The sequence below is a fragment of the Methanosarcina sp. A14 genome (assembly GCF_001729375.1).
Taxonomy (GTDB): domain Archaea; phylum Halobacteriota; class Methanosarcinia; order Methanosarcinales; family Methanosarcinaceae; genus Methanosarcina; species Methanosarcina barkeri.
The window spans coordinates 1-16,899 of record NZ_LZPK01000351.1 but is presented as its reverse complement, the minus strand read 5'-3'; the positions used below and the strand labels follow the sequence as shown (position 1 = coordinate 16,899).

Genomic DNA, 16,899 nt, shown 5'->3' with positions numbered 1-16,899 from the left:
TTTCAAAAGGGTTGCAGGCAAGCAATTTTTTCAAAAGGGTTGCGGGCAAGCAGTTTTTTAAAAGGGGTTGTGCTACAACCGTTATGATGACTGATCTCGTCGTTGCTGAGATTTTCGGTAAGCCTTTTCAAAAAAGGCTTGCGGTAAAAGTAATAAAGTATATCTGACCAATTAGGTAATAAGAGATGATTAAAATAACTCTAAATCGAATTTGGATACATTAAAAAAGTTTTGTTTCATTTTTATAATTACTTCAGGCACTTAAAAATCCAGAGGCGTTCCGGATGCTCCAGGTTTACAATACTCTTACACGAAAGAAAGAGGTTTTCAAACCTTTAAAGGAAGGCGAAGTTTCGATTTACGCCTGCGGACCTACAGTTTACAACATGCCGCATATAGGCAACTATCGTACTTTTCTGATGGCAGATAATATTGTGAGAAGTCTTGAGTACCTTGGATATAAAGTAAAACTTGTAATGAACATTACTGATATAGATGACAAAACTATCAGGGATTCGAAAGTAGCCGGAATGTCACTTAAGGATTTTACGGATAAATATACGGCAGAGTTTTTTAAAGGCCTTAGTATGCTGAACATAAAAAGGGCTTCAGCTTACCCTAGGGCTACGGAAAATATTGACAGCATGATTGAACTTGCGCAAAAGCTAATAGACAAAGGGATGGCTTATGAAAAAGGCGGGTCGGTCTATTACAGAATTTCGTCATTTCCGGATTATGGCAAACTTTCAAAGCTTGATTTTGATAACATTATAATTGGCGCATCGGTGGACGTGGACGAATATGATAAAGATAATCCCCGCGATTTCGCCCTCCTGAAAGCTTCAACCCCCGAGGAAATTGAAAGGGGGATTTATTATGAGAGCCCATGGGGGAAAATCCGTCCTGGATGGCATATCGAATGCTCAGTGATGGCCATGAACCGCTTTGGGCCCACTCTGGATATGCATTTAGGAGGAGTGGACCTTATTTTCCCTCACCACGAAAATGAGATTGCACAATCGGAAGGGGCAACAGGAAAACCTTTTGCATGCTACTGGATTCACGGAGAACATCTCATAGTCGAAGGAGAGAAAATGAGCAAATCCAAAGGAAACGTCTTCACCCTGCCGGAGATTGTTGAAAAGTACGGTGGGGAAGTTGTGCGTTTCATGTTTCTCTCAGTCCACTATCGTAAAAAACTGGACTATTCCGATGCCTTTGCCGAAAATGCAAAGAATAATTATTTACGGCTTAAAGAAACGCTTGAGAACCTTGAATTTAGCCTGGAAAGCGCAGAGAATACAGATTATCCTGGGGACGAAGAAGTTCTTAAAACCCTCCCTAAACTGGAGAAACAGTTTAGAGAAGCTCTTGAGGACGATTTCAACACCCCAAAAGCCTTAACGATTTTTAAGGAGCTTTCCCGTACAGCTAACAAGTACCTTGAATCCGAAAAAAATCGACAGGTCCTTGAGAAGCTTTATTCCCTTTACAGGCAGTTTTCAGATACCCTGGGCCTCTTTTCTGAATCAGGAAAAAAGAAAATCCCCACAGAAGTAATGAAACTGGTTGAAGAACGTGAAGCTGCCAGAAAAAAGAAAGATTGGGCAGTTTCAGACGCTATCAGAGAAAAAATAAAATCCATGGGATATATTGTTCAAGATACAAAAGAAGGGCCAAATGTAAAAGAAAACGAAGAAAGTTAAGAAGGTATTTAAGGTCTGAACTTTAACTTAAATTAAAACGTCAATAATTATTTATTTATATATACAAGTTTACTTACGTTAATCTATTCTTACTCAGGGTCACAGTCTCTTTTTCTATGAGACATGACCATATTACCTAATGGGGGGCAGTTTCTGGATAAAATCACTGTTGATGAAAAAGTTACTGTTGATGAAAAAGTTACTGTTGATGAAAAAGTTACTGTTGATGAGAAAGTTATTGAAAATTCAGGTAGGGAGGCCTTAAAAGCAGGGGGTATTTTAGCCGAACTGGGGCATGCTCCAGGTACAGTAAAAAAATTTGCGCTTGTATCTCCGAAAGCCCTGGAAGAAAAATCCACAGAATCGGTTGATAATGCGATGCTTATGATTAAGGAGATTTCTAAAAAAGTTGTAGACAATCTAGAGGAAACTCCTCCTGAGTTCAGGCCATGTCAGGTGGAACTGACTTTTAACTTACTTCTGACTATGAATGGAAAAGCAGTTATCACCAAATCGGAAAATGAGAAAAACCTGAAAGTAATGTTAATGTGGAAGAATAAAGGAGAGGAGACTGAGAAGGAAATCCCTGAAAAAGAAGGTTGAAACTCGGTCTATACAGTTATATAAATTTTTAATGTAAGCATATGGGTTAGGATCGAAGACTTCCTGAATCCATATATTTACTTCTCGGTAGCCAATTTCATTTCTTGGTAACCAGGAGATTCATTTATTGATATCTTTATTGGTATCAGGATATTCACTTTCCGGTAGCTAAGATTTTATTTTCGGTAATCAACATATTCATTTATTGATATCTTTATTGGTATCAGGACATTCACCTTCTGGTAGCTAAGATTTTATTTATCGGTAATCAACATATTCATTTATTGGTAACTATATTCACCTATTGGGTCTTTACGTTAAATTCTGTGGTTATATGTTATAAATATTTCTTGCAGTTTTCCTGCATGGTTTCCAGAAAGAAGAATAATGATTTACGAAGCAAGTTAAAAAGTGGTAGGTGGTATGAAATCCAAACTTCTTGTTTTTTTACTGGTTATTTCGCTTTTTGCAAACGCTTACTTTGTCCTGTTTGAAGAACAGCCTTCCTTTGAGGGAAAACAGGTCCAGGAAATGCAGACTCAAATAAATTCCCTTGAAACGGAAAATAAAAACCTTAAGACGCAGATGAATCAGAGTAATGAGTCGCTTCAGTCTTACGCTTCACAGTTAAAGTCCTATCGAGAAAGGGTATTTGAGCTTGAAAATGGCTCTCAAGCGTGTCCTGAAGGAATTGAAGGCTTTGCTACCCTTCAGGGGCCCGCGGTTTTCCAGAAAGTCGAACTCGAGAAAGCAGGTCCCTTTATCCGGAAAAATGTTTCTGAGGAGGGAGCTTTGCTCAATATCTCAGCTGAGGTCCAGCCCGGAAAAGGCCGTGTGCTTGTCCAGACAACCCCTCTGATGGGTGTGGTCTTCCAGGATGCTGCAAACACTGCAGTTTTCGTCACTGAAAACAAAACCGGTAAACAAATGTCAAGCAGTGATATTATTTTCAGCATTACCGCTTCGAATAAAACTCCGGGAGTCGATGGTCCCAGTGCAGGAGCTCTCATGACCCTGCTTACGATTTCAGCCATTGATAACAATACCAAACTGAACAATAGTATAACTCTTACAGGCACGATTGACGATAAAGGCAATATCGGTCAGATAGGTGGAGTTATGGAAAAAGCTAAGGCAGCAAAAGCCGGAGGCAAAACCCTTTTCCTCATTCCGAGGGAAAACAGCCAGCTTGTGATATATAAATATGTAGAAAGGCAGCTTGGCGGTTTTAATGTCATTGAGCAGAAGCCAGAAATCGTAGACGCTAAAGAGTACATAGAGAAAGAGGTGGGAATCAACATCGAGTATGTGGATACTATTGATGACGTACTTAAGTATGAGAAGTAAAATCTGGATTTGGATACTTACTGTAATTTGGATTATAGCTTTGATTCTTTTTCCGGGGCTTCTTTTTCTTCCCGGAACTTTATCTTGCTACTGCAAATCGTTTCCTTGAGGTTTTGAAAAATAGACCTGACTGATAAAGAGCTCTGCCAACAGCAATTTTTATTTATCTTCAAGCTTTTTGATCATTTTGTAATACCTTAAGTTTTGCCCATTTTTCACAGGAATCACATATTCGGCCTGTGTTTCATAGCCAAGAGCCCTATAAAAAGAGTATGCTACAAGTGAGGCATCCAGATCCATTATCCTGACTCCATTTTCCATGGCCTTTTCTTCAAGCCCGTGCATAATCTTCTTTCCGAAGCCCATGTTTTGATATGCCGGCTTTACAAAGACTCTTCTAGCGCTTGAACCAAGAAGAGTGCCCGTTCCTATAAACTCCTTTCCTGAGGTAAGAATCAGGCAATGTCCTTCCAGTATATCGTTTACGATATTCGTCCGATTGTGATAATCCTTAAAGTAATCAACTGCTTCCTGCGAGTAAATATGGAAATAACAGGTATCAATTGTCTCGTTTACCAATTTTCTCAAATAGTCCGCATCTTGAGGTTTAGCTATTCTCATTATTATTTCTTCAGCCACTATATCTTATCCAGCATTTAAATTTTGTAAACGTCGTTTGATTACGTTAAGAGTACTTAAATTTTTGTTGGAGTGTTCTTATTTTTTAATCTAAATAATTGTTGATTGATTCTCAGGCCATTTTTTAGTATGAATAATTATTGATTTTCAGGCCATTTTTTAGTATGAGATTTTCCGGTACTGAGTTTTGGAATATTGAAAGTTCCCTCATGCTTTAAGTTCATTCAGGCAGGTTCAGCCTGTTCTACTATTTTTGTTTTTTATATTTATTATTTTTATTTAAATATCATAAAGTATATATCTACATGCGTTAAAATTAAAGCCGTTTCAGGCTGCTGTCTGATATGCACTTTTAAATTCTGAAAAACACCTCTTATCGACTATGCCCCCCGAAATCACACCTATCATTGAAGAACCTGCGCTTATTGTAACCAATACTGAAAACTCACTGGTAGTTGCCGATATCCATCTCGGGATCGAATGGGATCTGTACAGGAGTGGGATCAATTTACCCAGCCAGATGAAAGGACGGCTGGACAGGCTTCTTGGCTATATACGGGCAAATTCCCCTGATAGAGTAATACTTCTTGGGGACGTGAAACATAATGTCCCTAAGGTCTCCTGGCAGGAAAAAGACGAAATTCCTCGCTTCCTCGAAACGCTTGCAGAACATTCACACGTTGATATTATCCCCGGAAACCATGATGGAGGAATCGAACTTCTTTTCAACAGGCAAAAAGACATCAGGATTCATTCCGCACGCGGTGCAGTTATTGACGGAGTGGGATACTTCCATGGGCATACCTGGCCTGCCCCTGAACTGCTGGCTGCATCTTATGTAGTCACAGCCCATAATCATCCCACTGTTCGTTTTACAGATTCGTTTGGTTACTCAGTAGTTGAACCTGCCTGGATCAAGACAAAGTTCAATCTGGAAGTCCTGAAAGCTCATTTCGGAAACCTTGATTTTGAGAATCCTGCACAATGGACAGATCCTGAACTCTTCATAATACCGGCTTTTAATGAGCTATGTGGAGGCGTGCCTTTTAACGAATCTACTCAGGACGAACTTCTGGGCCCGGCTTTTTCCTCAGGTGGAATCAAACTTGAGGCTTCGGAAGTATATTTACTTGATGGAACAAGGCTCGGACTGCTCAAGAATATTCGGAAGCTGAAGCATACAAGAGTTAGAAACAAGAATAGGAATAGAAGATGCAGGAATTCAAAAGGCTCTGTATAATATGAATTCAAAAGACCCTATATAATATGATTTGGCATGTAGACAAAGAATTTAGCTTTAGTCATAATTCCCAATGTGAGTATTTGAACTTATTTTATAACCACGGAAAACGTGGAAAGCATGGAAAAATTATGCCCATATTTATTATTCTGTGCAGTATTAACATTACCATAATATCCAAATCTTTTTAAAATTTGACGCATATAACTATTTTGAATATTTGTATTACTTAAAGAGTAAGTGAAAACTCATAGAATCGAGGGGTTTTGAAAATATTAATATTAGCTTCTCTATCTACTGACAAATGACAGATACTCATTCTGTACTCATATTTTCTTAGTATGTGCAGTGCAGCAGATACTATCGACTTAGTTTTGAACTATCAGTTTTCTTTGGTCAAAAGGGAAGGAAAATAGGAAAGAATCGAAAACTCCAGGCGGAAAAATAAAACTTAGTGAAAGCAGACTGAGAATGTGCTCAGACTGAGAAAGTGTTGGGCCAGAGTGAGCAGGACATAAGGTAGAAGTTATAGTCACGCCTGTAATTGTTGCAACAAAAACCTCATTGTATCTCATTTGAACAGTTGCATTATTTAGCCTCGTGACTATAGAAGATATTCTTTCACCTGCTCGGGAGGTGGATAAACTGGAAATAACTGATATCGTTGACGTCCAGGCGATCCAGTCTATGATGGACAACTTCTACAAGATTACTCACATACCCATGAGCCTGGGCGATCTAAAAGGCAATATTCTGGTAGGTGTAGGATGGCAGGATATCTGCACGCAATTCCACAGGGTTCACCCCGAAGCCTGTAAGCACTGCGTAGAGAGTGACACCAGGCTATCTGCAGGCATTTCTTCAGGAGAGTTCAAGCTCTATAAATGCAAAAACAACATGTGGGACATAGCGACTCCCATCATAGTTGGGGGTCAGCACGTTGCCAATATATTCTCAGGCCAATTCTTTTTTGAAGACGAACCTCTGGACTATGAGATTTTCCGATCCCAGGCTAGAAAATATGGCTTCAATGAAGAGGAATATATAAAGGCGCTCGAAAAAGTCCCACGGTTGAGCAGGGAAGCTGTGAATACAGGTATGGCCTTCCTTATAACTTTTGCCAACATTCTCTCGCAGTTAGGCTACAGCAATTTTAAAATGGCTCATTCGCTGGCTGAACGTGAAGCTCTTCTGAGCGCATTGCAGGAGAGTGAAGAGAGGTTCCGGTCGGTTCTTGAGAACTCACTTGATGTGGCATACAGACAAAACTTTCAGACCGACAGTTATGATTACATGAGCCCGGTGGTAAAGAAGATTACTGGCTACTCTGCCCAGGAAATAAGTTCAGGAAATGCCAGTGAGATTCTTGGTCGTATTCATCCCGATGACCTTCCCATAGTTACTTCAGAGAGGGATCGGGCATACGACACTGGTTCTGGAACTCTGGAGTACCGGTTTAAACATAAGGACGGTAAATATCGCTGGTTCGCTGATAGATTCACGGTAACTAAAGGTTTGAATGGAAAGCTACTTTTTAGTGGGGGTATTATCCGCGATATTACAGAGCGCAAAAAAGTAGAAGAAGCTTTAAAAAAAGCACATGAAAATCTAGAAGAAAAAGTTAAAGAACGAACAATAGAGCTTGAGAAGGCTTACAATTCATTGAAAGAAAGTGAGAAAGGCCTCGCTGAAGCTCAAAAAATGGCTCATATTGGAAACTGGGAGTGGGAGATTGAAACTGATAAAGCCTACTGGTCTGAGGAAATGTATCATATTTTTAGACGTGATCCTCAAGAGCCAGCACCTTCTTACAATGAATATTTAGGTTACATACATCCCGATGATCGAGACTACTACCGGAATGCCCTTAAAAAAGCTGCAAAGGAAAATCTTTTTGTTATCGATTACAGGATTGTCTTAGCAAATGAGGAAGAGCGGATAGTCCATCTAAAATCCGAATTCGTGTATAATGATAAAAATATCCCCACTAAGGTAAAAGGAATAGTTCAGGACATTACTGAAAGCAAAAAAGCTGAAGAGAAAATACAGACACTGTTGAATGCAATTGAATCATCGGACGATGCCATTATAACTGAGTCTCTTGAATGTATTATTACAAACTGGAATAAGGGCGCAGAGCAGATTTATAGTTATTCAGCTGAAGAAATTATGGGGAAAAATATCTCAATCCTTGAACCGGATAATCTCAAGGGGGAAATAATACAGTTAATTGAAAAGATTAAGCAAAAAGAAAAGATCCGGCATTACAAAACTCTGCAGCGGAAAAAAGATGGTACCTTAATAAATGTTTCAATAACTCTTTCTCCGGTTTTTGACGCATCTGGAAAGCTTGTGGCTATCTCCGGCATTGTAAGAGATATTACTGACCATATCAAGGCGGAAGAAGCATTACATGAGAGCGAAATACGCCTACGCGGATTTTACGACTCAGATATGATCGGTGTATGTTTTTACAATCTGAACGGTTCGATAACAGAAGCTAACGATAAGTTCCTGGAAATAGTCGGTTACACTCGCGAGGACTTGCGGGCTGGGCAGATTAAATGGAATAAGATGACTCCACCAGAGTACAGTCAATTTGATGATCATGCCGTGGCTGAACTTAAATCAAAAGGCATAAGTACGCCTTACGAAAAGAAATACACCCGCAAAGATGGCTCACACGTACCTGTCATTATTGGGATATCTACCTTCAATAAGGTGCTTTGTGAAGGCGTAGCTTTTGTTCTTGACATTACCGAGAGGAAAAAGGCAGAAGAAGCTCTGGTAAATCTCGAGACTACCCGTAAGAAAGAAATCCACCACAGGATCAAGAATAACCTGCAAGTTATCGATTCTCTTCTTGATCTTCAAGCTGAGAAGTTCGATAACCCGAAAGTTATTGAGGCTTTCAGGGAAAGCCAGAATCGAGTTATATCTATGGCTCTCATCCACGAAGAATTATATAAAGGAGAAGGGACCGATACCCTGAACTTTTCTGAATACCTTAAAAAATTAGCTGAAAATCTTTTCCAGACTTATAGCCTTAGTAGTAAAAATCTCAGCCTATGCACGGACCTGGAAGAGAATACGTTCTTTAATATGGACACTGCTGTTCCTTTAGGAATAATTGTTAATGAACTGGTCTCTAATTCCCTCAAACATGCATTTACTGAAGGCCAAAAAGGACAAATCCGAATTAAGCTTTACAGAGAAGAAATTAATGACGAAACAAGTAAATCTCTTTTCAGCTTGACAGTTTCAGATAATGGAGAAGGAATTCCTGAAAATTTAAAACTAGAGAGGCTAGACTCACTAGGACTTCAGTTAGTAAATATCCTTGTTGACCAGCTGGACGGGAAAATCGAGCTTAAACGGAATCATGGTACTGAATTTAGGATTACTTTTAGTGTAGTGGAAAATTCGAAGTCTATGAATTGATAGACATAGGATACATTTGTAATGGTGCTATGAAAGTTTTGCAGCGAATAATACAGTAGTTATTTTATAAAGTAGTTTGTAATGGTGCTATGAAAGTTTTGCAGCGAATAATACAGTAGTTATTTTATAAAGTAATGCTGATTTCACTAATAATTTATTAATATATGGACTCGTTTTCTCAATATTTATATAATATGCATGGATGTATTGAAAAAATTAAATGTCAGGACTCAAGCTAATAGACAGCCATTATTCCTGGCATTCAGACTTGCAGCTTTCAGCCATAGAAGTGTGAATAAAAAATTCACTATCTAGTAACTTACATATCTAAAAATTCACAAATCTCCGTGAGGCCTTCCACGATTCTTTTCTGCTGTGGGCACTCGGGTTGATTTCTTAATGGCTGATTCGTTGATATTGATTTATTATTGATTTGTTCATGGTTAACTTATTTACTGACTTATATATGATTACTGATCGATTTAATAATTTATTATCGGTTTACTAATTGATCACTAATCGATTACTAAGTGGTTTATTCGTATTCACCTGAATAGGATGTACTGATTCGATGAGCATGGAAATTAACAACGAAAAAATGTCAGATAGCCTTGTACCGTCTGGCAATGAATCTGACAATAATGATATTTCAGATAGCAGGGTCTTTGATGATTCTAAACTTGCAAAACTAAACGGCATCAGAAGTCAGGGACTTAATCCATACCCCTATAAGTTTGAAAAGAATGGGGATATCTGTGAAATCCAGAAAAAGTTCGAAGACTTTGAAAAGAATGAAGGGCTAACGGTCAGAACCGCAGGAAGGCTCTACAATATTCGCAGGCTTGGAAAAATGATATTTGCTGACCTTGGAGACCAGGGGGGCAGAATTCAGATAACTTTAAGGAAAGGAAATCTTCCTGATGAGGATTTCAAGACTTTTAAAACCCTGGTCGATTCGGGAGATATTGTAGGCGTTCAGGGCACACTTTTCAGGACAAAAAGAGGTGAAAATTCCATCAGTGTATCCGAATTTTCTCTTCTCTCAAAATCCCTCTGTGCCCTCCCCGAAAAATTCCACGGCTTAAAAGACGTTGAAACCAGGTACAGAAAAAGGTATCTTGACCTTATAGTCAATGCTGATAAGCGAGAGATTTTCGTTATGAGGAGCAAACTTATATCCGAGATCAGACGATACCTTTCTGACAGGGAATTTCTGGAATTTGAAACTCCAATACTCCAGAATGTGTACGGAGGCGCAAATGCAAGGCCTTTCACAACTTTCCATAACTGTCTCGGGCAGAAACTCTTCCTTAGAATTGCTCCGGAACTCTACCTTAAGAGGCTTGTTGTTGGTGGATATGAGAAAGTCTTTGAGATCGCCAAGAATTTCAGGAATGAAGATATTGACACAACCCATAACCCTGAGTTCACCACGATTGAAGTCTATGAAGCTTATAGGGACTACAATGACATGATGGACTTAACTGAAGGCCTCATTTCAGAGCTTATGTTCAAGCTGACTGGCAGCTATGAAGTCAAAATAGGCGAAAACACGCTCAATCTCAGTACTCCCTGGAAACGTATTTCCATGGAAGACGCCTTAAAAGAGTATGCCGGGCTTGATGTTTTTGCTCACTCGCTTGAAGAGTTGAAGCAAATCGCAATCGAGAACAAAATCGAGGACTACGAAAAGGCAAATACTTACGGAGAGTTCCTTGCCCTGCTCTTTGAGGGTCTGGTAGAAGACAAGCTGATAAACCCGACTTTCATATACGATTACCCCGTGGAAAATTCTCCACTTGCCAAAAACCACAGGTCAAAAGAAGGCTTTGTTGAGAGATTCGAGCTATTCATGAATGGCTGGGAACTGGCAAACGGTTATTCCGAACTGAATGATCCTATTGAACAGAAAAAAAGGTTCGAAGAACAGGACAAGAAAAGAAAGTTAGGAGACCTTGAAGCCCAGACCATTGATTACGATTTCGTAAATGCCCTTGGATACGGAATGCCACCTACGGGTGGCATGGGGCTTGGGATCGACAGGCTTACCATGATACTTGTGGGCCTGGACTCTATCAAAGAAGTAATCCTTTTCCCGCAGATGAAAAGAGAAGACTGAAGATTTCAGACTTAATTTTGTTCTGCAGGTCCGAGTTTGTCCTGCTAAGCGGAAGGCCAGTCGAGGAGAAAATCTCCTTATTTTTTATTTTTGAGAAGTTTATTCCTGAAAAGCCTAAATGACATCTTCCTCGGGCAGCATATAATTTGATTTGGCTGAAGTCTACCTGCTGGATGGAACAAAATTAGGGTCATTAAAGAACCTCATGAAGCCAGACCAGGCCAAGATACCCTACCGAGGCTGAAAACTTGAGGAGACTTCAAAAAAGCCCAAATAAAGCTCATGTTTGAATGGGAAGTCGTGAAAACATTTGGCCTGTGTTTAAAGTGGTGTGTGTTTTCTGGTTAAAATTAAGGCGTTCTAGAAAGTCGTGAACTACCCCTAAGCTAAAGACTTAGGAGGTTTACGCTTTTTCCTATAAAATTTATTGAGTTTCTGAAAAAAGAATCTGGGGATTATATCCCGGATGAAGACTTATAAAAAATACCTAAATTTTTTTGATGTTCGTTTAGTTTGGTGCTTAACTTAGTCTTTAACTTCTATTTTCCTGCATTTTACGGAAGTTATCAGATGCCAGACTTTTCAAAAATACACTGGTTATGGATTTCAAAGAAATAGTTCATCATTCGATCTACATTCTTCCATATTTTTGTATTGTCATTTACCTTATTATTCTGCATACTATCTTTAATCATATTTTTCTTCAGACATCATCTTCAACAATAGATCTTTATAATAAAACACAATAAGTATTATACAACACAAGTTTTTTAGAATTGTTGTTTATAATTTAGTTACTACTCATTAAACGTCTTCAATCCCGGGAAAGTGTCTTTACTGAACCTGAGACAAAAATGAGAAAATAATTTGCTTTTAAGTAAACTGGCCGAGGACAATCTAATGGCTAAAGACGAAATATATAGGGCTCTATTTGAGCAGTCCAATGATGCAATTTTCATAACAAAAGGGGAGCATATTCTTGAAGTTAACCTAAAGGCTGTAACCTTCTCGGATATGGTAGATCTCATCTTGAAAAAATGTCCATTCTCTCTCCATTTACTGAAGAATCTCTTCCTGGCTTCCAGAATGCACTAAACGTAACTCAGGAAAACAGATCGGCGTTATTTGAAAATTCTGGCATGAACCGCCAGTACGGAGGTACTGGCCTTGGACTTGCTCTGGTAAAACAGTTTGTTGATCTGCATAAGGGCAGAGTATGGTTTACAAGTGTTCAAGGAAAAGGGTCATCTTTAATATTTGAGCTGCCCGTAAATGGTCTTGATGAAATGGAAAAAACTGATAATGTATTCAAAGATAGTGCCACCAAAGTTGGGGTATCTGCAAACTTTTCAGGATGAATAATTCCAGATTTTACTGCAGTATAGTTATAGGAAGACTATTTCCAGCTCTGGTGGTGAATAGTGTATCATTTCATGGAAGAACAATGCTTAGGTCCAATGGATTACTGGTTAGCATATCTACATCGACGTATAGTATTGAACTTGTCGAATTTTCTGAAACAGTTTGAGTCTTAGTGATATCGTTATCTAATGTAACCACAATTTCTCCACCTGGCACCGGTGTAATTGAAAATTTGTCTTTTATAGTTTTTCCAGGAACTGAAGAATATGATTTGCTAAATACAGAAGTGTTTTTTGAGTTAAGTAGTTCTACAGTAACCTCATGATTTGCGTTACCCCAATTATTTATGAAAAAAGAATTAGGATCAACGCTTTCACTATTGTTTTCTTCTTCAACGTTGTTCTCTTCTTTACCAGTAGGAGAGTTATGCTGCATAAAAGGGTTTAGAATAACAATGCCTACTAACAAAATGCATATGCCTGCAAATATAATTAAAGATTTTTTTCCTGACATTTGATTCCTTAATTAAGTTTAGTAAATATATACTTGTATTCAAACCTTTATATAGATTACGTAGTTTGAAAATAAATTGTGTAATCTTTACCTTCAATTCGGCTCAACATTTAAATTCATATCTTTAATTTTCTATATTAATACGTATTAATTTATATATTTTGACAGAGATTGATTTATAATATATTTAGCAGGTAAACCTAATTATAAGGTAAACCCATTGGTTATCGGTTAAGGAATTTGCTTGCCTGAAAGCTATCGATTTTGCATTAGAAGCCGTCCTTAAATTTTGGTCTCTTTAAATGAAATCAATACCCTGTTACAGCCCATAATTTATTAAAATATTTAACAAATGTTGAGAAAATTGACGCAATTTATCACGATTCTCCACTTAACCGAAGACACATGAAGGTAAACCTAATTATAGATAAATATTTTCATATTTCTCCACCATGAGACTCAATATCTTCCAGTGAATCTCTTCCATATTCAGTATTTTTGACTTTACTTTCCCTTTTTCGGAGTTATAAGTTCTGTAATCCCCTGAAACTTGAAAAATATCCATATCATTGTAGTTCTTTTTGTTGATTCTCCTTTCTGATCTGGAAACGTTTCATTATCGTCATCTAATTTTGTCCTCAGATTCCATTTTGCAATTAAAAAAATAATCAAGCGGAGAACCATTATCATTGCCAACGCTTTAATTCTCGACTTATTCTTAAAGTACACTTCCGATACGCTAAAGGAATAACTTTTCTAAAATCTAAATTTATTTTTAGGGTTGATCCTCAGATCACGGATTTTTCTAGGAAAATAGGGAATCGATTCTGGAATCGAAGCATCAGTATAAAAATGCACTTAAAAATTTGGAAAAAATCTAATGAAATTATTAAATAACTGTAAATATTTATAGTAATCACTTTTTGTGATTTATAGGAAAATGATTAAAAAATTTAAATAAGATGCTTGCGGGAGATAATAGAATCATATTAGGAATTGGGGATATAAAAAAAGAAATATAAAAAGAACATTATATGATATCAGTAAATTTAAAAGAAGGCAAGAAGGCCTAACACATTATTAACATAAGAAGGAACTAAATAAAAGTATGAAATCATAAGATCATACTTGTAATTCAATAATAGAACATAGGTATAAAAACACGACGGAGAATTCGCTGTGGAATGTAAAACTGTTATTCAGGATGTTATATGCAGGATAAAAGCCATTAAAGGCGTAGAAGATACATATATCTTGAGTGAAGAAGACAAAAAGAAGATTTTTGAGCTTGAGAAAAAAGCTGAAGGAGCTGTACTTATGGGGCTTGGTGTAGGAGACAATCGGGGAATAAAGGAAGTCTTCAAACGCCAGGTAATCATAGCTTTTACAACTAATATGAATTATGTCTGGCCTGAAGGACCCAATGTAGTACTTATGCAGTATGGAGAAAAGGTTGGTGAAGATGTTTACGATCCTGAGAAACTTGAAGAATGTAAAAAATGTAACGATATGCTGGTTATGGGAAACCTTGTAATCTACAAGAGCTGCGTGCCTAAGCCAAAAGATGCAAAGAAAGAACCCATAACTGTAGTACTTCCACCCAAGAAATGCCAGGACGTGGAATGCGTAGAAGGTGCGACTAATGCTGTAATTGCATCTCCGTCCACTCCCTCGGATGAGTATATCAGGTCTGTAATGGGTCTCAAACCGGCAGCAGGGCTCGGAACCTTTATTATTGGATTTGATCTTTGTTAAATGATGACCTGTAAAAACTTATGGATTTAAAATGAAGCAGGCTCTGCACAGCAAATATTGAACTGCCGTCATGCTCGCATTAAGTGGACAGCTCATCCTAAAACCAATTAAATTGCTACATCGGTATGAGTAAATCAATGCGGGTGTATCAATGTGAGTTTTCAAACACACTTTGTGATCCGAAGCTCTCGACTGATTATCCATAATTTGAGTTGGTAAATCATTTTGAGCTTTGGGATCAGCTCAAATACTTTCAATAAGATTAAATTAAGTAGCTTTTTTAAAAATCATAAAACTTTTTGAAGCTCTCAAATTGATTTCTATTTAGAACTGCCATAAGAATAAAAATTTGGAACCCAGAAACCGGAAAGACGGAACTTGAGATGAAAGAAGATGATTATAATAAGGCCTGCAGGGAAATCCTTGAAAAAGTACTTGCCGGCGAGATAGAAAACGAAAACCAGTTAAATAAGGCAAAAAAAGATGTCAGTAAACATTATCATCTAGCCAGCCTCCCCAGAAACGGAGAGATCATAACCCAGGGATCGGATGAAGAACAGGCAATAATTAAAGACTTTTTGAAACGGAAACCTGTCAGAACGATTTCTGGAGTTGCGGCAATTGCTGTAATGACATCTCCGGCTCCATGCCCTCATGGAGTTTGCCTTCCCTGCCCAGGAGGACCTAACTCTGCTTTCAAGTCGCCCCAGAGTTATATGGGAAGAGAGCCTGCAGCCATGCGGGCGATCCAGCATGGATTTGACCCTTATTCCCAGGTTGAATCCAGGCTTTCCCAGCTTAAAGGAATCGGCCATGATGTAGAAAAAGTGGAACTGATAGTGATGGGAGGTACGTTTTCTGCACGCAATCTCGATTATCAGGAATGGTTTATTAAACGCTGCCTTGAGGCAATGAACGATTTCACAGGAAAAGAGTGGAGAGAAAAAGCCTGGAGAATTGGGAAATCTTTACCTTATATTCCTCTTGAAGAGGTGCAGAAAGCAAATGAAAAAGCTGAAATTCGCAACGTAGGAATCACATTTGAAACGCGTCCTGACTGGGCAAGAGAGAAACACGTGGATGAATTTCTCAAACTTGGAGGAACTAAGGTAGAACTCGGAGTTCAGAGTGTTTATGATTTTGTGCTCACTCGTATGCAGAGAGGTCACGGAGTTGCAGAAATTGTCAGGGCTAATCAAGTATTAAGGGACAGCGCATTCAAAGTTGGATTCCATATGATGCCTCATCTGCCTGGCTCGGATTCAGAGCTGGACCTAAAAGGCTTCAAAAAACTCTTCGAAGATTCTCGCTTCAGACCCGATTATCTCAAAATTTATCCTACCCTGGTAACTGAAGGAACTCCTCTTTACAAGCTTTGGAAAGCAGGAGATTACGAGGCTCTTTCTGACGAAGAAGCTGCTGAACTAATTGCGGATGTAAAAGAGATCCTGCCTAAATGGGTAAGACTCCAGCGTATCCAGCGAGATATTCCAGCTTACCAGATCATTGCCGGGGTCCGAAAGAGTAATCTCAGGCAGCTTGCAGAAGAAAAACTAAGAGAAAGAGGAGGGAAGTGCCACTGTATTCGCTGCAGAGAAGTAGGACATACTGGCCTGAAAGGAAGAAAAATAAATCCAAAAGACGTTGAGCTGACTGTAGAGACATATGAAGCCTGCGGAGGCAAAGAACATTTCATCGCTTTTGAAGACCTTGCCGCAGATGTCCTCGTTGGATTTACCCGTTTGCGCTTCCCCGCTGTTCCTCATCGCCCGGAACTGCAGGATGCCGCCCTGATAAGAGAACTGCACGTTTACGGGTCTATGGTACCTATAGGAAAAGAAGCAAAGCAAAAGGAGTGGCAGCATAGAGGATATGGAAAGGAACTTCTGGAATATGCAGAGAAGATAGCACGTGAAAATGGATACCGGAAACTTGCCATTATTAGTGGGATAGGAGCCAGAGAGTACTATCGAAAATTCGGATATGTCCTTGATAATGTATATATGTCAAAAGTTTTGAAAGATTAAGACCTGCAACTCCTGAGCAGGTCACTAATTTTAATTTTGTTATTAACTTAATCCTGTCACCAATTTTAATTTTGTTATTAACTTAATCCTGTTATTAACTTAATCCTGTTATTAACTTAATCCTGTTATTAACTGAATATTGTCATT

At 38.5% G+C, this 16,899-nt stretch carries 12 protein-coding genes and 1 pseudogene; 10 read left to right on the top strand and 3 right to left on the bottom strand.

Translation table 11 applies throughout. The annotated features are described in order from the left end of the window. Positions 1–284: 284 nt before the first annotated feature. The 3 genes from cysS (at position 285) to A9239_RS15220 (ending at position 3,656) form a co-directional block, all read left to right on the top strand. Complete coding sequence (gene cysS, locus A9239_RS15230; protein ID WP_048121689.1) at positions 285–1,706, top strand: cysteine--tRNA ligase; 1,422 nt, start codon at positions 285–287, stop codon at positions 1,704–1,706. Positions 1,707–1,829: 123 nt separating this feature from the next. Beyond that, complete coding sequence (locus A9239_RS15225; protein WP_052712920.1) at positions 1,830–2,309, top strand: CU044_2847 family protein; 480 nt, start codon at positions 1,830–1,832, stop codon at positions 2,307–2,309. A 423-nt stretch (positions 2,310–2,732) separates the two neighbouring features. Continuing rightward, a complete protein-coding gene (locus tag A9239_RS15220; RefSeq protein ID WP_048156221.1) occupies positions 2,733–3,656 on the top strand; it encodes a S16 family serine protease in 924 nt (307 codons plus the stop codon). Positions 3,657–3,815: 159 nt separating this feature from the next. Here A9239_RS15220 and A9239_RS15215 read toward each other — a convergent pair whose 3' ends face one another. Then, on the bottom strand, positions 3,816–4,277 hold the full coding sequence (locus tag A9239_RS15215; RefSeq protein WP_141706483.1) for a GNAT family N-acetyltransferase: 462 nt from the start codon (positions 4,275–4,277) through the stop codon (positions 3,816–3,818). 400 nt (positions 4,278–4,677) lie between these two features. Between A9239_RS15215 and A9239_RS15210 the strand changes: the two genes are divergently transcribed. The 5 genes from A9239_RS15210 (at position 4,678) to A9239_RS15190 (ending at position 12,453) form a co-directional block, all read left to right on the top strand. Further along, positions 4,678–5,535, top strand: coding sequence for a metallophosphoesterase (locus tag A9239_RS15210; protein WP_048121690.1), 858 nt, complete (start codon positions 4,678–4,680; stop codon positions 5,533–5,535). Between the two features lie 600 nt (positions 5,536–6,135). Then, positions 6,136–8,976 (top strand): PAS domain S-box protein, encoded by a 2,841-nt coding sequence (locus A9239_RS15205; protein WP_052712922.1) that lies wholly within the window; start codon positions 6,136–6,138, stop codon positions 8,974–8,976. Between the two features lie 571 nt (positions 8,977–9,547). After that, complete coding sequence (gene lysS, locus A9239_RS15200) at positions 9,548–11,095, top strand: lysine--tRNA ligase (protein WP_048121692.1); 1,548 nt, start codon at positions 9,548–9,550, stop codon at positions 11,093–11,095. Positions 11,096–11,995: 900 nt separating this feature from the next. Then, positions 11,996–12,190 (top strand): PAS domain-containing protein, encoded by a 195-nt coding sequence (locus A9239_RS19120; protein WP_048121694.1) that lies wholly within the window; start codon positions 11,996–11,998, stop codon positions 12,188–12,190. Next, positions 12,133–12,453 (top strand): ATP-binding protein, encoded by a 321-nt coding sequence (locus tag A9239_RS15190; RefSeq protein WP_048156224.1) that lies wholly within the window; start codon positions 12,133–12,135, stop codon positions 12,451–12,453. The genes A9239_RS19120 and A9239_RS15190 overlap by 58 nt, the downstream gene beginning before the upstream one ends. Positions 12,454–12,526: 73 nt before the next feature. Here A9239_RS15190 and A9239_RS15185 read toward each other — a convergent pair whose 3' ends face one another. Both A9239_RS15185 and A9239_RS19115 read right to left on the bottom strand, forming a co-directional pair. Beyond that, the gene (locus A9239_RS15185) at positions 12,527–12,970 is read right to left on the bottom strand and encodes a hypothetical protein (RefSeq protein WP_048121697.1); all 444 of its coding nucleotides are present in this window, start codon (positions 12,968–12,970) and stop codon (positions 12,527–12,529) included. Positions 12,971–13,391: 421 nt separating this feature from the next. Beyond that, positions 13,392–13,726: pseudogene (locus A9239_RS19115) on the bottom strand (IS1634 family transposase); the annotation flags it as partial. 423 nt (positions 13,727–14,149) lie between these two features. Between A9239_RS19115 and A9239_RS15175 the strand changes: the two are divergent. Beyond that, positions 14,150–14,725 (top strand): hypothetical protein, encoded by a 576-nt coding sequence (locus A9239_RS15175; RefSeq protein ID WP_048121701.1) that lies wholly within the window; start codon positions 14,150–14,152, stop codon positions 14,723–14,725. Between the two features lie 383 nt (positions 14,726–15,108). Further along, positions 15,109–16,752 (top strand): tRNA uridine(34) 5-carboxymethylaminomethyl modification radical SAM/GNAT enzyme Elp3, encoded by a 1,644-nt coding sequence (locus A9239_RS15170; RefSeq protein ID WP_048121703.1) that lies wholly within the window; start codon positions 15,109–15,111, stop codon positions 16,750–16,752. Positions 16,753–16,899 lie beyond the last annotated feature (147 nt).

Coding starts and splice junctions, on each gene's coding strand:
- cysS (WP_048121689.1), top strand. CDS start 285: ATGCTCCAGGTTTACAATACTCTTACACGAAAGAAAGAGGTTTTCAAA.
- A9239_RS15225 (WP_052712920.1), top strand. CDS start 1,830: ATGACCATATTACCTAATGGGGGGCAGTTTCTGGATAAAATCACTGTT.
- A9239_RS15220 (WP_048156221.1), top strand. CDS start 2,733: ATGAAATCCAAACTTCTTGTTTTTTTACTGGTTATTTCGCTTTTTGCA.
- A9239_RS15215 (WP_141706483.1), bottom strand. CDS start 4,277: ATGAGAATAGCTAAACCTCAAGATGCGGACTATTTGAGAAAATTGGTA.
- A9239_RS15210 (WP_048121690.1), top strand. CDS start 4,678: ATGCCCCCCGAAATCACACCTATCATTGAAGAACCTGCGCTTATTGTA.
- lysS (WP_048121692.1), top strand. CDS start 9,548: ATGAGCATGGAAATTAACAACGAAAAAATGTCAGATAGCCTTGTACCG.
- A9239_RS19120 (WP_048121694.1), top strand. CDS start 11,996: ATGGCTAAAGACGAAATATATAGGGCTCTATTTGAGCAGTCCAATGAT.
- A9239_RS15190 (WP_048156224.1), top strand. CDS start 12,133: ATGTCCATTCTCTCTCCATTTACTGAAGAATCTCTTCCTGGCTTCCAG.
- A9239_RS15185 (WP_048121697.1), bottom strand. CDS start 12,970: ATGTCAGGAAAAAAATCTTTAATTATATTTGCAGGCATATGCATTTTG.
- A9239_RS15170 (WP_048121703.1), top strand. CDS start 15,109: ATGAAAGAAGATGATTATAATAAGGCCTGCAGGGAAATCCTTGAAAAA.